14 protein-coding genes and 1 pseudogene are annotated in these 15,637 nt (G+C 73.8%); 11 read left to right on the top strand and 4 right to left on the bottom strand.

Annotated features, from left to right (window positions below; translation table 11 throughout):
* Window positions 1–3 precede the first annotated feature (3 nt).
* The 3 genes from OO57_RS27590 (at window position 4) to hutI (ending at window position 3,879) form a co-directional block, all read left to right on the top strand.
* A complete protein-coding gene (locus OO57_RS27590) occupies window positions 4–1,191 on the top strand; it encodes an allantoate amidohydrolase (RefSeq protein ID WP_033255427.1) in 1,188 nt (395 codons plus the stop codon).
* Window positions 1,176–2,528 (top strand): formimidoylglutamate deiminase, encoded by a 1,353-nt coding sequence (locus OO57_RS27585; RefSeq protein ID WP_033255394.1) that lies wholly within the window; start codon window positions 1,176–1,178, stop codon window positions 2,526–2,528. The genes OO57_RS27590 and OO57_RS27585 overlap by 16 nt, the downstream gene beginning before the upstream one ends.
* 184 nt (window positions 2,529–2,712) lie before the next feature.
* Window positions 2,713–3,879, top strand: coding sequence for an imidazolonepropionase (gene hutI, locus OO57_RS27580; protein ID WP_033255393.1), 1,167 nt, complete (start codon window positions 2,713–2,715; stop codon window positions 3,877–3,879).
* A 47-nt stretch (window positions 3,880–3,926) separates the two neighbouring features.
* Here the strand turns inward: hutI and OO57_RS27575 are convergent, their stop codons facing one another.
* On the bottom strand, window positions 3,927–5,435 hold the full coding sequence (locus OO57_RS27575) for a peptide MFS transporter (RefSeq protein ID WP_033255392.1): 1,509 nt from the start codon (window positions 5,433–5,435) through the stop codon (window positions 3,927–3,929).
* 316 nt (window positions 5,436–5,751) lie between these two features.
* Here OO57_RS27575 and OO57_RS27570 point away from each other — a divergent pair, with 316 nt between their 5' ends.
* Together OO57_RS27570 and OO57_RS27565 are read left to right on the top strand one after the other, a co-directional pair.
* Window positions 5,752–6,426, top strand: coding sequence for a response regulator transcription factor (locus tag OO57_RS27570; RefSeq protein WP_033255391.1), 675 nt, complete (start codon window positions 5,752–5,754; stop codon window positions 6,424–6,426).
* 65 nt (window positions 6,427–6,491) lie between these two features.
* Window positions 6,492–7,733 (top strand): ATP-binding protein, encoded by a 1,242-nt coding sequence (locus OO57_RS27565; protein WP_033255390.1) that lies wholly within the window; start codon window positions 6,492–6,494, stop codon window positions 7,731–7,733.
* Between the two features lie 8 nt (window positions 7,734–7,741).
* Here OO57_RS27565 and OO57_RS27560 read toward each other — a convergent pair whose 3' ends face one another.
* Window positions 7,742–8,284, bottom strand: coding sequence for a GtrA family protein (locus OO57_RS27560; protein ID WP_033255389.1), 543 nt, complete (start codon window positions 8,282–8,284; stop codon window positions 7,742–7,744).
* A gap of 248 nt (window positions 8,285–8,532) precedes the next feature.
* Between OO57_RS27560 and OO57_RS27555 the strand changes: the two genes are divergently transcribed.
* Genes OO57_RS27555 through OO57_RS27540 form a run of 4 tightly spaced genes read left to right on the top strand, consistent with a single transcriptional unit; the run spans window position 8,533 to window position 12,238 of the window.
* Window positions 8,533–9,624 carry a 5-(carboxyamino)imidazole ribonucleotide synthase gene (locus tag OO57_RS27555; protein WP_051778319.1) on the top strand — a complete coding sequence of 364 codons (1,092 nt, stop codon included), beginning with the start codon at window positions 8,533–8,535 and terminating at the stop codon, window positions 9,622–9,624.
* The gene (gene purE, locus OO57_RS27550) at window positions 9,621–10,145 is read left to right on the top strand and encodes a 5-(carboxyamino)imidazole ribonucleotide mutase (protein WP_033255387.1); all 525 of its coding nucleotides are present in this window, start codon (window positions 9,621–9,623) and stop codon (window positions 10,143–10,145) included. The genes OO57_RS27555 and purE overlap by 4 nt, the downstream gene beginning before the upstream one ends.
* Before the next feature lie 12 nt (window positions 10,146–10,157).
* The gene (locus tag OO57_RS27545) at window positions 10,158–11,351 is read left to right on the top strand and encodes a dipeptidase (RefSeq protein WP_033255386.1); all 1,194 of its coding nucleotides are present in this window, start codon (window positions 10,158–10,160) and stop codon (window positions 11,349–11,351) included.
* Window positions 11,348–12,238 carry a MerR family transcriptional regulator gene (locus OO57_RS27540; protein ID WP_234337527.1) on the top strand — a complete coding sequence of 297 codons (891 nt, stop codon included), beginning with the start codon at window positions 11,348–11,350 and terminating at the stop codon, window positions 12,236–12,238. The genes OO57_RS27545 and OO57_RS27540 overlap by 4 nt, the downstream gene beginning before the upstream one ends.
* Before the next feature lie 17 nt (window positions 12,239–12,255).
* Here OO57_RS27540 and OO57_RS27535 read toward each other — a convergent pair whose 3' ends face one another.
* Together OO57_RS27535 and OO57_RS27530 are read right to left on the bottom strand one after the other, a co-directional pair.
* Window positions 12,256–12,663 carry a CoA-binding protein gene (locus OO57_RS27535; protein WP_033255385.1) on the bottom strand — a complete coding sequence of 136 codons (408 nt, stop codon included), beginning with the start codon at window positions 12,661–12,663 and terminating at the stop codon, window positions 12,256–12,258.
* A 52-nt stretch (window positions 12,664–12,715) separates the two neighbouring features.
* Complete coding sequence (locus OO57_RS27530; protein ID WP_033255384.1) at window positions 12,716–14,059, bottom strand: UDP-glucose dehydrogenase family protein; 1,344 nt, start codon at window positions 14,057–14,059, stop codon at window positions 12,716–12,718.
* A gap of 140 nt (window positions 14,060–14,199) precedes the next feature.
* On the opposite strand from OO57_RS27530, the gene OO57_RS27525 reads away from it, so the two are divergent.
* On the top strand, window positions 14,200–15,402 hold the full coding sequence (locus OO57_RS27525) for an LCP family protein (protein WP_033255383.1): 1,203 nt from the start codon (window positions 14,200–14,202) through the stop codon (window positions 15,400–15,402).
* A gap of 116 nt (window positions 15,403–15,518) precedes the next feature.
* Window positions 15,519–15,637, top strand: a pseudogene (locus tag OO57_RS42955) (acyl-CoA dehydrogenase family protein); the annotation flags it as partial.

The following is a 15,637-nucleotide window of genomic DNA, read 5'->3' as shown; positions in this document are numbered from 1 at the left end:
GCGATGTGGGCGGAGCTGCTCCCCGTGGGCCGCTCCGCCGCCACCGGCGGCTACCGGCGGCACGCCTGGAACTCCGCCGACGCCGAGTGCCGGGCCTGGTTCGAGCAGCAGGCCCGCTCCCGCGGCCTGGCGTACAGGAGCGACCGCAACGGCAACCAGTGGGCCTGGCACGGCGACCCGGCCGCCGGGAACGCCGTCGTCACCGGCTCGCACCTGGACTCCGTCCCCGACGGCGGCGCCTACGACGGCCCGCTCGGAGTGGTCTCCGCCTTCGCCGCGTACGACGAACTGCGGGCCCGCGGCGCCGAGTTCACCCGTCCGCTGGGCATCGTCAACTTCGGCGACGAGGAGGGCGCCCGGTTCGGCGTCGCCTGCGTCGGCTCCCGGCTGGCCACCGGCGTGCTCGACCGGGAGGCCGCGCACGCGCTGCGCGACGCCGACGGCGTCCGGCTGCCCGACGCGATGGAGCGGGCCGGGCACGACCCCGCGCTGATCGGCCCCGACCCCGAACTGCTCGGCCGGATCGGCGCGTTCGTCGAACTCCACGTCGAGCAGGGCCGCTTCCTCACCGAGGGGAGGCCGGTCGGCGTGGCCAGTGCGATCTGGCCGCACGGCCGGTGGCGGTTCGACTTCCACGGCGAGGCCAACCACGCCGGCACCACCCTGCTCGCCGACCGCCGCGACCCGATGCTGACCTACGCCACCACCGTGCTCGCCGCCCGCAAGAAGGCCCGGCTCGCCGGGGCGCTCGCCACCTTCGGCAAGGTCGCCGTCGAGCCCAACGGCACCAACGCCATCGCCTCGCTGGTCCGCGGCTGGCTGGACTCGCGCGCCCCCGACGAGCAGACCCTCGGCCGACTCGTCGCAGGGATCGAGCAGTCGGCGGCCGAGCGCGGCGAACGCGACGGCGTCCGGGTCGAGCTCACCCGCGAGTCGTACACCCCCGTCGTCGACTTCGACGGCCCGCTGCGCGACCGCCTCGCGCAGCTGCTGGACGCCCCCGTCCTGCCCACCGGCGCGGGACACGACGCCGGGGTCCTGGCCGCCGCCGTCCCGACCGCCATGCTGTTCGTGCGCAACCCCAGCGGGGTCTCGCACTCCCCGGCCGAGCACGCCGAACGGGCCGACTGCCACGCCGGGGTCACCGCACTGGCCCGCGTACTGGAGGACCTCGCATGCCGTCCGTCGTGACGTACTGGGCCGAGCACGCCTGGCTGCCGCACCCGAACGGCCCCGCCGTCCAGCCCGAGGTGCGGATCACCGTCGGGCCGGACGGCCGGATCGCCGAGGTCGCCCCCGGCAGCGGGCCCTGCCCCGCCGGGGCCGTCCGGCTGGCCGGGCTCGCCCTGCCCGGGCAGGCCAACGCGCACTCGCACGCCTTCCACCGGGCGCTGCGCTCCACCGTGCAGGTCGGCTCCGGGACGTTCTGGACCTGGCGCGACACCATGTACCGGGCCGCCGCCGCGCTCAACCCCGACCGCTACCTGGCGCTCGCCACCGCCGTGTACGCCGAGATGGCGCTCGCGGGCACCACCGCCGTCGGCGAGTTCCACTACCTGCACCACGGGCCCGACGGCACCCCGTACGCGAACCCGAACGCGATGGGCGAGGCGCTGATCGAGGCCGCCGACCGGGCCGGGATCCGGATCACCCTGCTCGACACCTGCTACCTGTCCTCCGGCTTCGGCGCCGAACCGAACCGGCACCAGCTGCGCTTCTCCGACGGCGACGCGGACGCCTGGGCCGAACGGGCCGCCGCCCTGCGGGGCGCCGAGCACGCCCGGATCGGCGCCGCCGTGCACAGCGTCCGCGCCGTCCCCGCCGGGCAGTTGGGCACCGTCGCGCACTGGGCCGAGGCGCGCCGGGCCCCGCTGCACGTCCACCTCTCCGAGCAGACCGCCGAGAACGACGCCTGCCTCGCCGCGCACGGCGTCACCCCCACCCGGCTGCTCGCCGACCACGGCGTCCTCGGCCCGCGCACCAGCGCCGTGCACGCCACCCACCTCACCGACGAGGACGTCCGGCTGCTCGCCGGCTCCGGCACCACCGTCTGCATGTGCCCCACCACCGAACGGGACCTCGCCGACGGCATCGGCCCGGCCCGGCAGCTCGCCTCCGCGGGCTGCCCGATCAGCCTCGGCTCCGACAGCCACGCCGTCGTCGACCCGTTCGAGGAGGCCCGCGCGCTGGAGCTCGACGAGCGCCTGCGCACCCGCACCCGCGGCCACTGGACCGCCAACGAGCTGCTCCGCGCGGGCACCGCCGACGGCCACGCCTCGCTCGGCTGGCCCGAGGCGGGCCGCCTGGAGGCCGGCGCCCTCGCCGACTTCTGCGTCCTCGCGCTCGACACCGTCCGCACCGTCGGGGCGCCGCCCCGGCTCGGCGCCGAGACCGCGGTCTTCGCGGCGTCCGCCGCCGACGTCCGCCACCTGGTGGTCGGCGGACGGCACGTGGTCAAGGACGGCGTGCACCAGCTCGTCCCGGAGACCGGGCGCGCCCTCGCCGCGGCCATCGGCGCCCTGCGGTAACGGCCCGCCCCCGCCCGACACGCGCGCCCGACACGCACGCCCGACACGCACGCCCGACACGCGCGCCCGACACACGCGCCCGACGCTCCCGCCCGACACGCCCGCCCGACACACACGCCCGACACGCCCGCCCGACACACACGCCCGACACGCCCGCCCGGCCGATCAAGGACAGAGACCCGCCATGAGCACGCTCATCAGCAACATCGGTTCGCTGGTCACCAACGACCCCGCCCTCGGCGAGGGCCCGCTCGGCCTGCTCGCCGACGCCGCCGTGGTGGTGGACGGCGACCGCGTCGCCTGGGTCGGCCCGGGCCCGGCCGCGCCCGCGGCCGACGAGGCGGTGGACGCGGGCGGCCGGGCGCTGCTGCCCGGGTTCGTGGACAGCCACGCGCACCTGGTGTTCGCCGGGGACCGCACCGCCGAGTTCCACGCCCGGATGTCGGGCCGGGCGTACAGCGCGGGCGGGATCCGCACCACCGTCGCCGCGACCCGGGCCGCCTCCGACGCCGAGCTGAACGCCAACCTGACCCGCTACCTGGCCGAGATGCTGCGCCAGGGCACCACCACCGTCGAGGTGAAGTCCGGCTACGGCCTGAGCACCGCGGACGAGGCCCGCTCACTGCGGATCGCCGCGGGCCACACCGAGGAGACCACCTACCTCGGCGCGCACGTGGTCGCCCCCGAGTACGCCGACGACCCGGCCGGGTACGTGGAGCTGGTGACGGGCGAGATGCTCGCCGCGTGCGCGCCCTACGCCCGCTGGGTGGACGTGTTCTGCGAGCGCGGCGCCTTCGACGGCGACCAGGCCCGGGCGGTGCTCACCGCGGGCCTCGCGCAGGGCCTGCAGCCGCGCGTCCACGCCAACCAGCTGGGCCACGGCCCCGGCGTGCAGCTCGCGGTGGAGCTGGGCGCCGCGTCCGCCGACCACTGCACCCACCTGACCGACGCGGACGTCGCCGCGCTGGCCGGGAGCACGACGGTGGCGACCCTGCTGCCGGGCGCCGAGTTCTCCACCCGCGCGCCCTACCCGGACGCCCGGCGGCTGCTGGACGCGGGCGCCGCGGTCGCGCTGTCCACCGACTGCAACCCGGGCTCCAGCTTCACCAGCTCGATGCCGTTCTGCGTGGCCGTCGCGGTCCGCGAGATGGGCATGACCCCCGACGAGGCGGTGCACGCCGCCACCGCGGGCGGCGCGCTCGCGCTGCGCCGCACCGACGTGGGCCGGATCGCCCCCGGCGCCCGGGCGGACCTGCACCTGCTGGACGCGCCCTCGCACGTCCACCTGGCGTACCGCCCGGGCGTCCCGCTGACCGCCGCGGTGTGGCAGGGCGGGGTCCGCCGGCTCTGAAGCGGCGTCAGCGGGAGTCAGCGGGCGTCAGCAGGAGCCAGCGGGCGTCAGCGGGCGTCGCCCATCAGCCGTCCGATCCGGCCGCGGGCGGCGAACAGGCCGACGCCCGCGGCGACCGCCAGCAGGCCCTGGACGGCGAAGTACCAGGTCGAGCCGACCACGTCGTCGCCGAGCAGCAGCTGGGCGAGCGCGGCCACGCAGTCGCCCGCGGTGACGGCGAGGAACCACACGCCCATCATCTGGCTGGCGTACTTGGCGGGCGCCAGCTTGGTGGTGACGGACAGGCCGACCGGGGAGAGGGCCAGCTCGCCGGTGGTCTGGATCAGGTAGACCACGGCCAGCCAGAGCGGCGAGACCGCGGTGCCGCCCGCGGCCGCCGCCATGGCGAGCATCATCACCAGGAAGGACGCGCCGATCATCAGCAGGCCGAAGGCGAACTTCGCGGTGGTGGAGGGGTTGCGGCCGCGCCGGGCGGCGGCGTTCCACAGCCAGGCGAAGACCGGGGCCAGCGCCATGATGTACAGCGGGTTCAGCGACTGGAACCAGCTGGACGGGAAGTCGACGCCGAACAGGCTCCCGGCGGTCTTCTGCTCGGCGAACACGCTCAGCGTGGAGCCGGACTGGTCGTAGATCATCCAGAACACCGCGGCCGCCACGAAGAACCACAGGTAGCCGCCCATCCGGGAGCGCTCCGCCCCGGTCAGGTCGCGGTCCCGGCGGATCCGGGCGAACACCAGGGCGGGGACGGCGAGGCCGGCCAGCGAGAGCGGCCAGATCGCCCAGGAGACGGTGAAGTGCCCGGTGCCGGCCACCACGCCGTAGAACAGCGCGGCGGCGGCCAGCCAGGCCCCGGCCCTGCGCAGCACCGTGCGGCGCTCGTCCCGGCTCATCGGCGAGGCGACGACGTCCGAGCGCGGGCTCAGGTGGCGGCTGCCCAGCAGGTACTGGACCAGGCCGAGCGCTATGCCGACGCCCGCCAGCGCGAAGCCCAGGTGCCAGTTCACCTCCTGCCCGACGGTGCCGATCACCAGCGGGGCGAGGAAGGCGCCGAGGTTGATGCCCATGTAGAAGACGGTGAAGCCGCCGTCGCGGCGCGAGTCGTCGTCCTCGTCGTAGAGCTGGCCGACCATCGTGGAGATGTTGGCCTTGAGTAGGCCGGAGCCGATCGCGATCGGGACGAGGCCGGCGAAGAAGAACGCCTCGCCGGGCACGGCGAGCATGAAGTGCCCGACCATGATGACCAGCCCACCGAGGGCGACGGTGCGCCGGGCGCCGAGCAGCCGGTCGGCGATCCAGCCGCCGGGCAGGGCGAGCAGGTAGACCATGGCGTTGTAGACCGAGTACACGGCGGCGGCGGTGGCCACCGGGAGCTCCAGGCCGCCCTTCGCCGCCGCGGTGGACATGTAGACCACCAGCAGGGCGCGCATGCCGTAGAAGCTGAAGCGCTCCCACGTCTCGGTCATGAAGAGGGTGGCCAGGCCGCGGGGGTGGCCGAGGAAGGTCCGTCCCGGGGTGGGGGAGGGCCGTACCCCGGGCTCCAGGGTGGTCGAAGCCATGCTGATTCCTTGCCTGTTTTCTCGGGTTCCCCACCACTCTAAGTCGCGAGTTCGGCTGCTCACGGAGCGTGAATGGTATGCAGAAGGTAAAGCTCTGCGGCTGTGCATCGTACATTTTGACGCCGCTGGCGGAAGATTGCCTGCGAAACCAAGGGTGATGCGAAGAATGTCCATGAAAGCGCAGTTGCTGCCGAAGCGGGCCCGGAAAGCAAGTTGATCACGGGCTGTGACGGTGTTCACAGCGGCCCGTCCGGGCGTGCCGGGACGGCCGGAGACCCCCTGATCGGCGGCCCTCGCGCGGTCTACCATCGCCCCTATGACCTGTGTGCTGCTGGCCGAGGACGACCCGGCAATCTCCGAACCGCTGGCCCGCGCCCTGCGCCGCGAGGGCTACGAGGTGCTCGTCCGCGAGGACGGACCGACCGCCCTCGGCGCCGGCCTCGGCGAGGACGTCGACCTGATCGTGCTCGACCTCGGGCTCCCCGAGATGGACGGCCTGGAGGTGTGCCGGCGGCTGCGCGCCGACGGCAAGAGCTTCCCGGTCCTGGTGCTCACCGCCCGCGCCGACGAGGTGGACACCGTGGTCGGCCTGGACGCCGGCGCCGACGACTACGTCACCAAGCCGTTCCGGCTGGCCGAACTGCTCGCCCGGGTCCGGGCCCTGCTCCGGCGCGGCAACGTCGACCAGCTGACCACCGGCGCGCACGGCGTGAAGATCGACATCGAGTCGCACCGCGCCTGGCTCGGCGAGGAGGAACTCACCCTCTCCGCCAAGGAGTTCGAGCTGCTGCGGGTCCTGGTCCGGGACGCCGGACGGGTGGTCACCCGCGAGGAGATCATGCGCCAGGTCTGGGACACCACCTGGTGGACCTCCACCAAGACCCTGGACATGCACATCTCCTGGCTGCGCAAGAAGCTCGGCGACGACGCCGCGAACCCCCGCTACATCGCCACCGTGCGGGGCGTCGGCTTCCGCTTCGAGAAGAACTGACCGGACCCGAGCAGCGCTGACCGCAGGCACCGCAGCGAACCGACCCGACCGAAGGACCGCCCGGCGTGAAGCGCAGGATGATCAACTCACTGCTGGGCGTCGTCCTGGTGGTGGTCGCGGTGTTCTGCGTGCCGCTGGCCCTGATCGAGAAGCAGACGATCGTCAACGCCGCCAACGACCGGGTGGACGCGGTGGCGGTCCGGGTGCTCGGCCTGGTCGAGAGCCGGCTCGCCGCGGGCGAGCCGGTCAGCGGCGAGAAGTTCGCCGCCGTGGTCACCGGCGACGACTACCACGTCACCGTGGACATCCCCGGACAGCCGCAGATCGCCCTCGGCCACCCCGTCCGGGGCGACGCGCTGACCGCCACCGAGACCGGCGCCAGCGGGGAGACCGTCACCGCCGCGCAGTCCCGCACCGCGCTCGACCACGAGATCGGCAACATGCTGCTGCTGCTCGGCGTGGTCGCGCTGCTCGCCGTCCAGGCCGCCGTGGCGCTCGCCGTCTGGCAGGCCAAGCGCCTGGCCCGGCCGCTCACCGACCTCGCCGAGACCGCCGAACGGCTCGGCTCCGGCGACCCGAGGCCGCAGGGCCGCCGCTACGGCGTCCCCGAACTCGACCGGATCGCCGAGGTGCTGGACACCAGCGCCGAACGCATCGCCCGGATGCTCACCGCCGAACGCCGCCTCGCCGCCGACGCCTCGCACCAGCTGCGCACCCCCCTCACCGCGCTCTCCATGCGCCTGGAGGAGATCACCGCGCTCGCCGAGGACCCGGACACCGTCCGCGAGGAGGCCGCCATCGGCCTCCAGCAGGTCGAGCGGCTCACCGACGTGGTGCAGCGGCTGCTCACCAACCAGCGCGACCCCAACAACCCCACCGCGGTGACCTTCGGGCTCGACGAGGTGGTCAAGCAGCAGGTCGAGGAGTGGGGCCCCACCCTGCGCGACGGCGGGCGGCGACTGGTCATCGAGGGCCTGCCCGGCGCCCGGGTGGTCGGCACCCCCGGCACCGTCTCCCAGGTGCTCGCCACCCTGATCGAGAACTCGCTGATGCACGGCGCGGGCACCATCACGCTGCGGGTGCGCCGCTCCGGCAGCTCGGTGGTCGCCGAGGTCCAGGACGAGGGGCCGGGCGTCCCCCGGGAGCTCGGCAACCGGGTCTTCGAGCGGGCGGTCAGCGGCCGCAACTCCACCGGCATCGGGCTGGCCGTCGCCCGCGACCTCGCCGAGGCCGACGGCGGACGCCTCGAACTGCTGTCGCTGCGGCCGCCGGTGTTCGCGCTGTTCCTCGCCCGCGGGGACGACTGAACCGCGGGTCAGTTCGCCAGCGCGGGGCGCTCCTCGGCGGCCAGCAGCAGTTCGGCCTCCTGCACCACCGCGGGGGTCTCCTGCACCGCCCCGGGGGCGGCCGGCTCCGGCATCGCCCTGAACACCCAGGTGCGGTAGGAGACGAAGCGGAAGACGGTGGCGACCGCCAGGCCGAGGAACTTGCCGCCCAGCAGTTCCAGCGAGGTGCCCAGGCCGAGCACGTGCTGGGTGAACTCCAGGGTGCCGGTCTCGATCGCCATGCCGATGCCGCTGAACAGCAGGAACAGCGTGATCTCGCGCTTGCGGGAGGCGGCGTCGCGGTCCTTGTAGAGCCAGTAGCGGTAGCCGAGGTAGTTGGAGGCGATCGCCACCGCCGTCGCGCCCACGTTGGAGCGCAGCGGGGCCAGGCCGAGGACGTGGTTGAGGATCCAGAACAGTCCGAAGTTGACCACCACGCCCGAGGCGCCGACCAGGGCGAAGCCCAGGGCTTCCAGCCGCATCCCGCGCATCCGCTGGACCAGGGAGGGACGCGTCTCGATGGTGCTCGTCATCCGGGCTGTCTCCGTCTACGTCTACTTCACATGGTCGGATAAGTAGGTGTCGTGCGATCCGGCCCACCAGGCTACCCGCACTCCGCGAGTGCTCCGGCCGGGACCGGGGCGGGATCCGGGCGCGCACCACCCCCGCGCACGCCGGTGCCGACGCCCCCACCGGCCCGGATATCCTGGAGCGCGTGACTGTAGCGGGCAATGCGAACTTTCCAGTGGTCGGAGTCATCGGCGGCGGGCAGCTCGCCCGCATGATGCACCAGGCGGGCATCCCGCTGGGCATCCGCTTCAAACTCCTCGCCGACACCCCCCAGGAGTCGGCCGCGCAGGTGGTCGGCACCACCGTGCTCGGCGACTACCGCGACCTCGACACGCTGCGGGCCTTCGCCGCCGACTGCGACGTGATCACCTTCGACCACGAGCACGTCCCCACCGAGCACCTGCGCACCCTGCAGGCCGAGGGCATCGCCGTCCGCCCCGGCCCGGACGCCCTGGTCAACGCCCAGGACAAGGGCGTCATGCGGGCCAGGCTCGACTCCATCGGCGTCCCCTGCCCCCGGCACCGCCTGGTCGCCGACCCGGCCGACGTCACCGCCTTCGCCGCCGAGGGCGAGGGCTACCCCGTCGTCCTGAAGACCGTCCGCGGCGGCTACGACGGCAAGGGCGTCTGGGTCGTGAAGGACGAGGCCGAGGCCGCCGCCCCCTTCCTCGCCGGCGTCCCCGTCCTCGCCGAGGAGAAGGTCGACTTCCTGCGCGAGCTCGCCGCCGACGTGGTCCGCTCGCCCAGCGGCCAGGCCGTCGCCTACCCCGTCGTCGAGTCCGTCCAGGAGAACGGCATCTGCGCCGAGGTCACCGCCCCCGCGCCCGACCTCGACCCCGCCCTCTCCGACGAGGCCCAGCAGCTCGCCCTGCGGATCGCCGGGGAGCTCGACATCACCGGCCACCTCGCCGTCGAGCTCTTCCAGACCCGCGACGGCCGCATCCTGGTCAACGAGCTCGCCATGCGCCCGCACAACTCCGGCCACTGGTCCCAGGACGGCGCCGTCACCTCCCAGTTCGAGAACCACCTGCGCGCCGTCCTCGACCTCCCCCTCGGCGACCCCCGCCCCCGCGCCAGGTGGACCGTCATGGTCAACGTCCTCGGCGGCGACTACCCCGACATGTACCGCGCCTTCCTGCACTGCATGGCCCGCGACCCCGGCCTCAAGATCCACATGTACGGAAAGGACGTGAAGCCCGGCCGCAAGGTCGGCCACGTCAACGTCTTCGGGGACGACCTCGAAGACGTCCGCGAGCGCGCCCGCCACGCGGCCGCCTACCTGCGAGGAACGATCACCGAATGACCTCTCCCCTTGTCGGCATCGTGATGGGCTCCGACTCCGACTGGCCCGTGATGGAGGCCGCCGCGCAGGCGCTCGACGAGTTCGAGATCCCGTACGAGGTCGACGTCGTCTCCGCGCACCGGATGCCGCGCGAGATGGTCGCGTACGGCGAGCAGGCGCACGGGCGCGGGCTGAAGGCGATCATCGCCGGGGCCGGCGGGGCGGCGCACCTGCCCGGGATGCTGGCGTCGGTGACGCCGCTGCCGGTGATCGGGGTGCCGGTGCCGCTGCGGTACCTGGACGGGATGGACAGCCTGCTGTCGATCGTCCAGATGCCCGCCGGGGTGCCGGTGGCGACGGTCTCGGTGGCGGGGGCGCGCAACGCGGGGCTGCTCGCGGTGCGGGTGCTGGCCGCGTTCGACGCCGAACTCGCCGAGAAGATGGTCGAGTTCCAGGCCGAGCTGAACAGCCAGGCCACCGAGAAGGGGCGCAAGCTGCGCGCCAAGGTCGCGGGGAACGACTCCTTCGGGTTCGGCAAGTAGTAGAACGGGGGGATGACCCCCGAACTGCTCGACCGCGCCCGGGCCGTCCTGCGCACCACGCCGGTGCTGGACGGCCACAACGACCTGCCCTGGGCGATGCGCGCCCAGGCGGGGTACGACCTCGACGCCGTCGACCTGACGGCCGACCAGAGCCACCGGCTGCACACCGACTTCGGCCGCCTGCGGGCGGGCGGGGTCGGTGCGCAGTTCTGGTCGGTGTACGTGCCGGCCGAGCTGTCGGGGGACGGCGCGGTCAGCGCGACGCTCGAACAGGTCGACTTCGTCAGGGCGATGACCGCCCGCCACCCCGAGCACCTGCGGCTCGCGCTGACCGCCGACGAGGTGGAGGCCGCCCGCGCCGAGGGCCGGATCGCCTCGCTGATGGGCGCCGAGGGCGGGCACAGCATCAACTCCTCGCTGGCCACCCTGCGCGCGCTGTACGAGCTGGGCGTGCGCTACCTGACGCTCACCCACAACTCCAACGTGCCGTGGGCGGACTCCGCGACCGACGAGCCCGTGCACGGCGGGCTGAGCCCGTTCGGCGAGGAGGTGGTGCGGGAGATGAACCGGCTCGGCATGCTGGTCGACCTCTCGCACGTCTCCGCCGACACCATGCGCGACGCGCTGCGGGTCTCCGAGGCGCCGGTGCTCTTCTCGCACTCCTCCGCCCGCGCCGTCTGCGACCACCCGCGCAACGTCCCCGACGACGTGCTGGCCCAGCTGCCCGCCAACGGCGGCGTCGCGATGGTCACCTTCGTGCCGAAGTTCGTGCTGCCCGCCGCCGTCGAGTGGACGCTCGCCGCCGACGAGAACATGCGCGCCCACGGCCTGCACCCGCTGGAGACCACCCCCGCGGCGATGGCCGTGCAGCGCGCCCACGAGGCCGCGCACCCCCGCCCGGTCGCCACCGCCGGGACCGTCGCCGACCACCTCGACCACGTGCGGGAGGTCGCCGGCATCGACCACGTCGGCATCGGCGGCGACTACGACGGCACCGCCTTCACCCCCTCCGGCCTGGAGGACGTCTCCGGGTACCCGGTGCTGGTCGCCGAACTGCTGCGCCGCGGCTGGTCCGAGGCCGACCTCGCCAAGCTGACCTGGCACAACGCGCTGCGGGTGCTGCGCGGCGCCGAGACGGTCGCCACCCGGCTGCGGGCCGGGCGCCGCCCCTCGAACGCCACCCGCGAGCAGGTGGACGGCGCGTGAACCACGGGCTTGACCCCGCCCCTGGGGCAGGCCGCAGCGTTGCCGGTGCGGAGGAGGAACGGCTGCTCACCACCGGTGAGTTCGCCCGCCGCGGCCTGCTGTCGCCGAAGGCGCTGCGGCTGTACGACCGGCAGGGGCTGCTGCCGCCGGACCGGATCGACCCGGACAGCGGCTACCGGTACTACCGGCCGGAGCGGCTGGCCACCGCGCGGCTGATCGTCCGGCTGCGCGGCCTGGACATGCCGCTGGCCGTGGTCGCCGAGGTGCTCGCCCTGCCGGGCCCCGCGGCGGCCGAGCGGGTCGCCGCGTACTGGGCCGCCGTCGAACGGCGGACCGCCTCGCAGCGGACGCTGGCCGACCACCTCCGCGTCCAACTCAGCGGACTCGAAGGGATCGACGAGATGTACCGGATCGAACAGCGCGACGTGCCCGAGCAGTTGGTGCTCACCGAGCAGCGCCGCGCCAAGCCGGAGGAGCTGGACCGCTTCATCCCGGAGGCCACCGCCCGGCTGGAGGCCGTCGCGGCGGCCCACGGCGGCGTGGCGGCCGCCCCGTTCGTGGTCTACCACGGGGACGTCAACGAGGACGCCGACGGCCCGGTGGAGGTCTGCGTCCCGGTCGACCCGGCCCGCGCCGGGGAGCTGACCGCCGCGGGCCCGACCGCCGCGCACCGCACCGAGCCCGCGCACCGGGAGGCGTACACCACGATCACCAAGGCGCAGGTGGAGTACCCGCAGATCCTCAGCGCCTACGACGCGGTGTGCGCCTGGATGGAGCGCACCGGCACCCCGCGCACCGGCCCCGGCCGCGAGGTGTACTTCGCCGACTGGGCCACCGCCGAACCGTCCGACCAGGTCTGCGACATCGCCTTCCCGATCAGCGGCTGACGGGCGGCGGCCGAGGCTCACAGCCCGGGCAGCTCGATCGCCGGGCAGCGGTCCATCACCATGTCCAGCCCGGCCGCGCGGGTGCGCTCGAAGGCGGCCTCGTCGACCACCCCGAGCTGGAACCAGACCGCCTTCGCCCCCTTCTCGACCGCCTGGTCGGCGACCGCCCCGGCCAGCTCGGAGTTGACGAACACGTCCACCACGTCGACCGGGAAGGGGATCTCGGCGAGCGAGGCGTAGCCCTGCTCGCCGAGCACCGCCTCGGCCTTCGGGTGCACCGGCACGATCTGCTTCCCGGCCCGCTGCAGCACCCGGGCCACGCCGTACGCGGCGCGCGCGGTGTTGGTGGACAGGCCGACCACGGCCCAGGTGTCGCCGGAGTCGGTGAGGATCTTCCGGACGGTGGCGTCGTCTCCGTAGCTCATGCCAGGGGCAACGGCGCCACCGCACCGCTCATTCCGGGGCGGCCCGCGCGGCTCACTCCGCCGAGGGCCGCCCCATCGCCCGGTAGGTCCAGCCCGCGGCGCGCCAGGACTCGCCGTCCAGCACGTTGCGGCCGTCGACCAGGCGGCGTTCGGCGACCACCGCGCCGACCTCGGCCGGGTCGAGCTCGCGGAACTCCTGCCACTCGGTGAGGTGCAGCACCACGTGCGCGCCCTCGGCGGCCTCCAGCGGGGTGGCGGCGTAGGAGAGGCTGGGGAACATCTTGCGGGCGTTGTCCATCGCCTTCGGGTCGTAGACCGTGACCTGGGCGCCCTGGAGCTGGATCTGCCCGGCCACGTTCAGCGCGGGCGAGTCCCGGATGTCGTCCGAGTTCGGCTTGAACGCGGCGCCCAGCACCGCGACCCGGCGGCCCAGGAAGCCGCCGCCGCACTGCTCGCGGGCCAGCTCCACCATCCGGGAGCGGCGCCGCATGTTGATCGAGTCGACCTCGCGCAGGAAGGTCAGCGCCTGGTCGGCGCCCAGCTCCCCGGCCCGGGCCATGAACGCCCGGATGTCCTTGGGCAGGCAGCCGCCGCCGAAGCCCAGGCCCGCGTTCAGGAACTTCCGGCCGATCCGCTCGTCGTAGGACAGCGCCTTGGACAGCTGCACCACGTCGGCCCCGGCGCTCTCGCAGACCTCCGCCATCGCGTTGATGAAGGAGATCTTGGTGGCGAGGAAGGAGTTCGCGGCGGCCTTCACCAGCTCGGCGGTCGGGAAGTCGGTCACCACGAACGGCACGCCGTCGGCGATCGGGCCCGCGTACACCTCGCGCAGCAGCTGCTCGGCGCGCTCGCTGCGCACGCCGACCACCAGCCGGTCCGGGTGCAGGGTGTCGCCGACCGCGAAGCCCTCGCGCAGGAACTCCGGGTTCCAGGCCAGTTCGGCCCGCGCGCCGACCGGGGCGAGCGCGGCCAGCCGCTCGGCCAGCCGGTTCGCCGAGCCGACCGGCACCGTCGACTTGCCGACCACCAGCACCGGCCGCTCCAGCAGCGGCGCCAGCGAGTCGAACGCGGAGTCGACGTAGCTCATGTCGGCGGCGAACTCGCCCTTGCGCTGCGGGGTGTTCACGCAGACGAAGTGCACGTCGCCGAAGGCCGCGACCTCCTCCCAGGAGTCGGTGAAGCGCAGCCGCCCGGTCGAACCCTCGTGGCCCGCGACGTGCTTGAGCAGCAGCTCCGACAGCCCCGGCTCGTACATCGGCACCCGGCCCGCGGCGAGCGCCGTCAGCTTGTCCCGGTCGACGTCGAGCCCCAGGACCTCGAACCCGAGCTCCGCCATGCACGCGGCATGCGTCGCGCCCAGGTAGCCGGTGCCGATCACCGTGATGCGGGGAGCCACACGCGTTCCCTTCGGTCCGGGCCGTACCAGGGGGAGCGACGGCCGCAGCCACCGATGGTAGCCGCCCCGCCGAGTGCCGGGGATGCGCGGATTTCACGGTTTCGGCTCGAAGGTCCGTACGAGAGGTTCACAATGCCGCCATGACTTCCAAGGGACGGGGCGACGAGCCGGACGAGGACCCCGGTCCGCTGAGCATCTTCGCGCGCGAGGAGGACGGGCACGGCGACGGCGCGGACGACGGCGGGCAGGGCGGGGGCGAGGGCGCGGAGGGTGCAGACGGGGGCGCGGACGCCGGGACGCCCGCCCCGGCCCGGCGGCGCAGGCGCGGGCGGCGGCTGCTGCTCTGGACGCTGGCGGTGCTGCTGGTGCTGTGCGGCGGGGCGTTCGGCGGCCTGCTGTGGCTCACGAACCACTACGCCTCCTCGGTCGAGCGGATCCCGAACGCCTTCCCGACCGTGCCCGCGTCCGAGCAGCCCCCCGCCGTCCCGCACACCGGCCAGACCTTCCTGCTGGTCGGCCTGGACGCCCGCTCCGACCGGCCCACCACCGGCAAGGACGCCAAGGCCCCGGCCTGGCAGGCGGGTGCGCAGCGCAGCGACACCATGATGCTGATGCACATCTCCGCGGACCGGAAGTCGGTCTCGCTGGTCTCGATCCCGCGCGACACCTGGGTGCCCGTCCCGGGCCACGGCAAGGCGAAGATCAACGCCGCCTACTCCTGGGGCGGCCCGGCGCTGACGATCCAGACCGTCCAGGACCTCACCCGGATCAAGATCGACCACATCGCGGTGATCGACTGGAACGGCTTCCGCGCCCTCACCGACGCCGTCGGCGGCGTCGACATCACCATCCCGCGCACCATCGAGGCCAAGGGCGACGCCCGCGAGTGGCTGGCCGGCACCCACCACATGGACGGCGCCGAGGCCCTGCTCTACGTTCGCGAGCGCCACGGCCTGCCCAACGGCGACCTCGACCGCACCAAGCGCCAGCAGAACTTCCTGCGCGCCCTGATGGTCAGGACCATGAGCTCCGGCACCCTCTCCAGCCCGTCCAAGCTCACCGGCCTGCTCGGCACCATCGGCGACGTCGCCAGCGTCGACGACCGGCTCAGCAACACCGACCTCTACGACCTCGCCTGGAGCCTGCGCGACGTCCGCCCCGACGACGTCCACTTCATGAACGCCCCCTTCGGCGGCTTCGACACCATCGACGGCCAGGCGGTGGTCCTGATGGACGAGGGCGCCGCGGGCGTCCTGTGGAACGCCATGCGCACCGACCGGATGGACGCCTACCTCGCCGAGCACCGCACCAGCACCGACACCCTCGGCCAGGACGTCGACTGACCCCGCCGCCCCCGTCGTCCCCGCCGCCCCCTGTTGTCCCGGTCACCTGCCGCCGGGGCGGCCACGAGCCTAGGATGGGCCCTACTTAACGGTAATTAACGTGAGGGACGGACAACATGGCGGGCAACTCCGGGGCGGACTTCGACCTCTACCGGCTCGGCGAGGAGCACGTGATGCTCCGGGAGTCGGTGCGTGCGCTGGCGGAGGCGAAGATCGCCCCGTTCGCGGCGGCGGT

Origin of the sequence: Kitasatospora phosalacinea, from assembly GCF_000717185.1 — a bacterium.
In the GTDB taxonomy this organism is placed as follows: Bacteria; Actinomycetota; Actinomycetes; order Streptomycetales; family Streptomycetaceae; genus Kitasatospora; species Kitasatospora phosalacinea_A.
The sequence above is the reverse complement of the archived record's forward strand: the minus strand, read 5'-3'. Positions and strand labels throughout refer to the sequence as shown.

What these genes read in the sequence shown, in the direction of transcription:
- purE (WP_033255387.1), top strand. Translation starts at nt 9,621, where the DNA reads ATGACCTCTCCCCTTGTCGGCATCGTGATGGGCTCCGACTCCGACTGG.
- OO57_RS27570 (WP_033255391.1), top strand. Translation starts at nt 5,752, where the DNA reads ATGACCTGTGTGCTGCTGGCCGAGGACGACCCGGCAATCTCCGAACCG.
- OO57_RS27525 (WP_033255383.1), top strand. Translation starts at nt 14,200, where the DNA reads ATGACTTCCAAGGGACGGGGCGACGAGCCGGACGAGGACCCCGGTCCG.
- OO57_RS27590 (WP_033255427.1), top strand. Translation starts at nt 4, where the DNA reads ATGTGGGCGGAGCTGCTCCCCGTGGGCCGCTCCGCCGCCACCGGCGGC.
- OO57_RS27575 (WP_033255392.1), bottom strand. Translation starts at nt 5,435, where the DNA reads ATGGCTTCGACCACCCTGGAGCCCGGGGTACGGCCCTCCCCCACCCCG.
- hutI (WP_033255393.1), top strand. Translation starts at nt 2,713, where the DNA reads ATGAGCACGCTCATCAGCAACATCGGTTCGCTGGTCACCAACGACCCC.
- OO57_RS27560 (WP_033255389.1), bottom strand. Translation starts at nt 8,284, where the DNA reads ATGACGAGCACCATCGAGACGCGTCCCTCCCTGGTCCAGCGGATGCGC.
- OO57_RS27555 (WP_051778319.1), top strand. Translation starts at nt 8,533, where the DNA reads ATGATGCACCAGGCGGGCATCCCGCTGGGCATCCGCTTCAAACTCCTC.
- OO57_RS27535 (WP_033255385.1), bottom strand. Translation starts at nt 12,663, where the DNA reads ATGAGCTACGGAGACGACGCCACCGTCCGGAAGATCCTCACCGACTCC.
- OO57_RS27545 (WP_033255386.1), top strand. Translation starts at nt 10,158, where the DNA reads ATGACCCCCGAACTGCTCGACCGCGCCCGGGCCGTCCTGCGCACCACG.
- OO57_RS27585 (WP_033255394.1), top strand. Translation starts at nt 1,176, where the DNA reads ATGCCGTCCGTCGTGACGTACTGGGCCGAGCACGCCTGGCTGCCGCAC.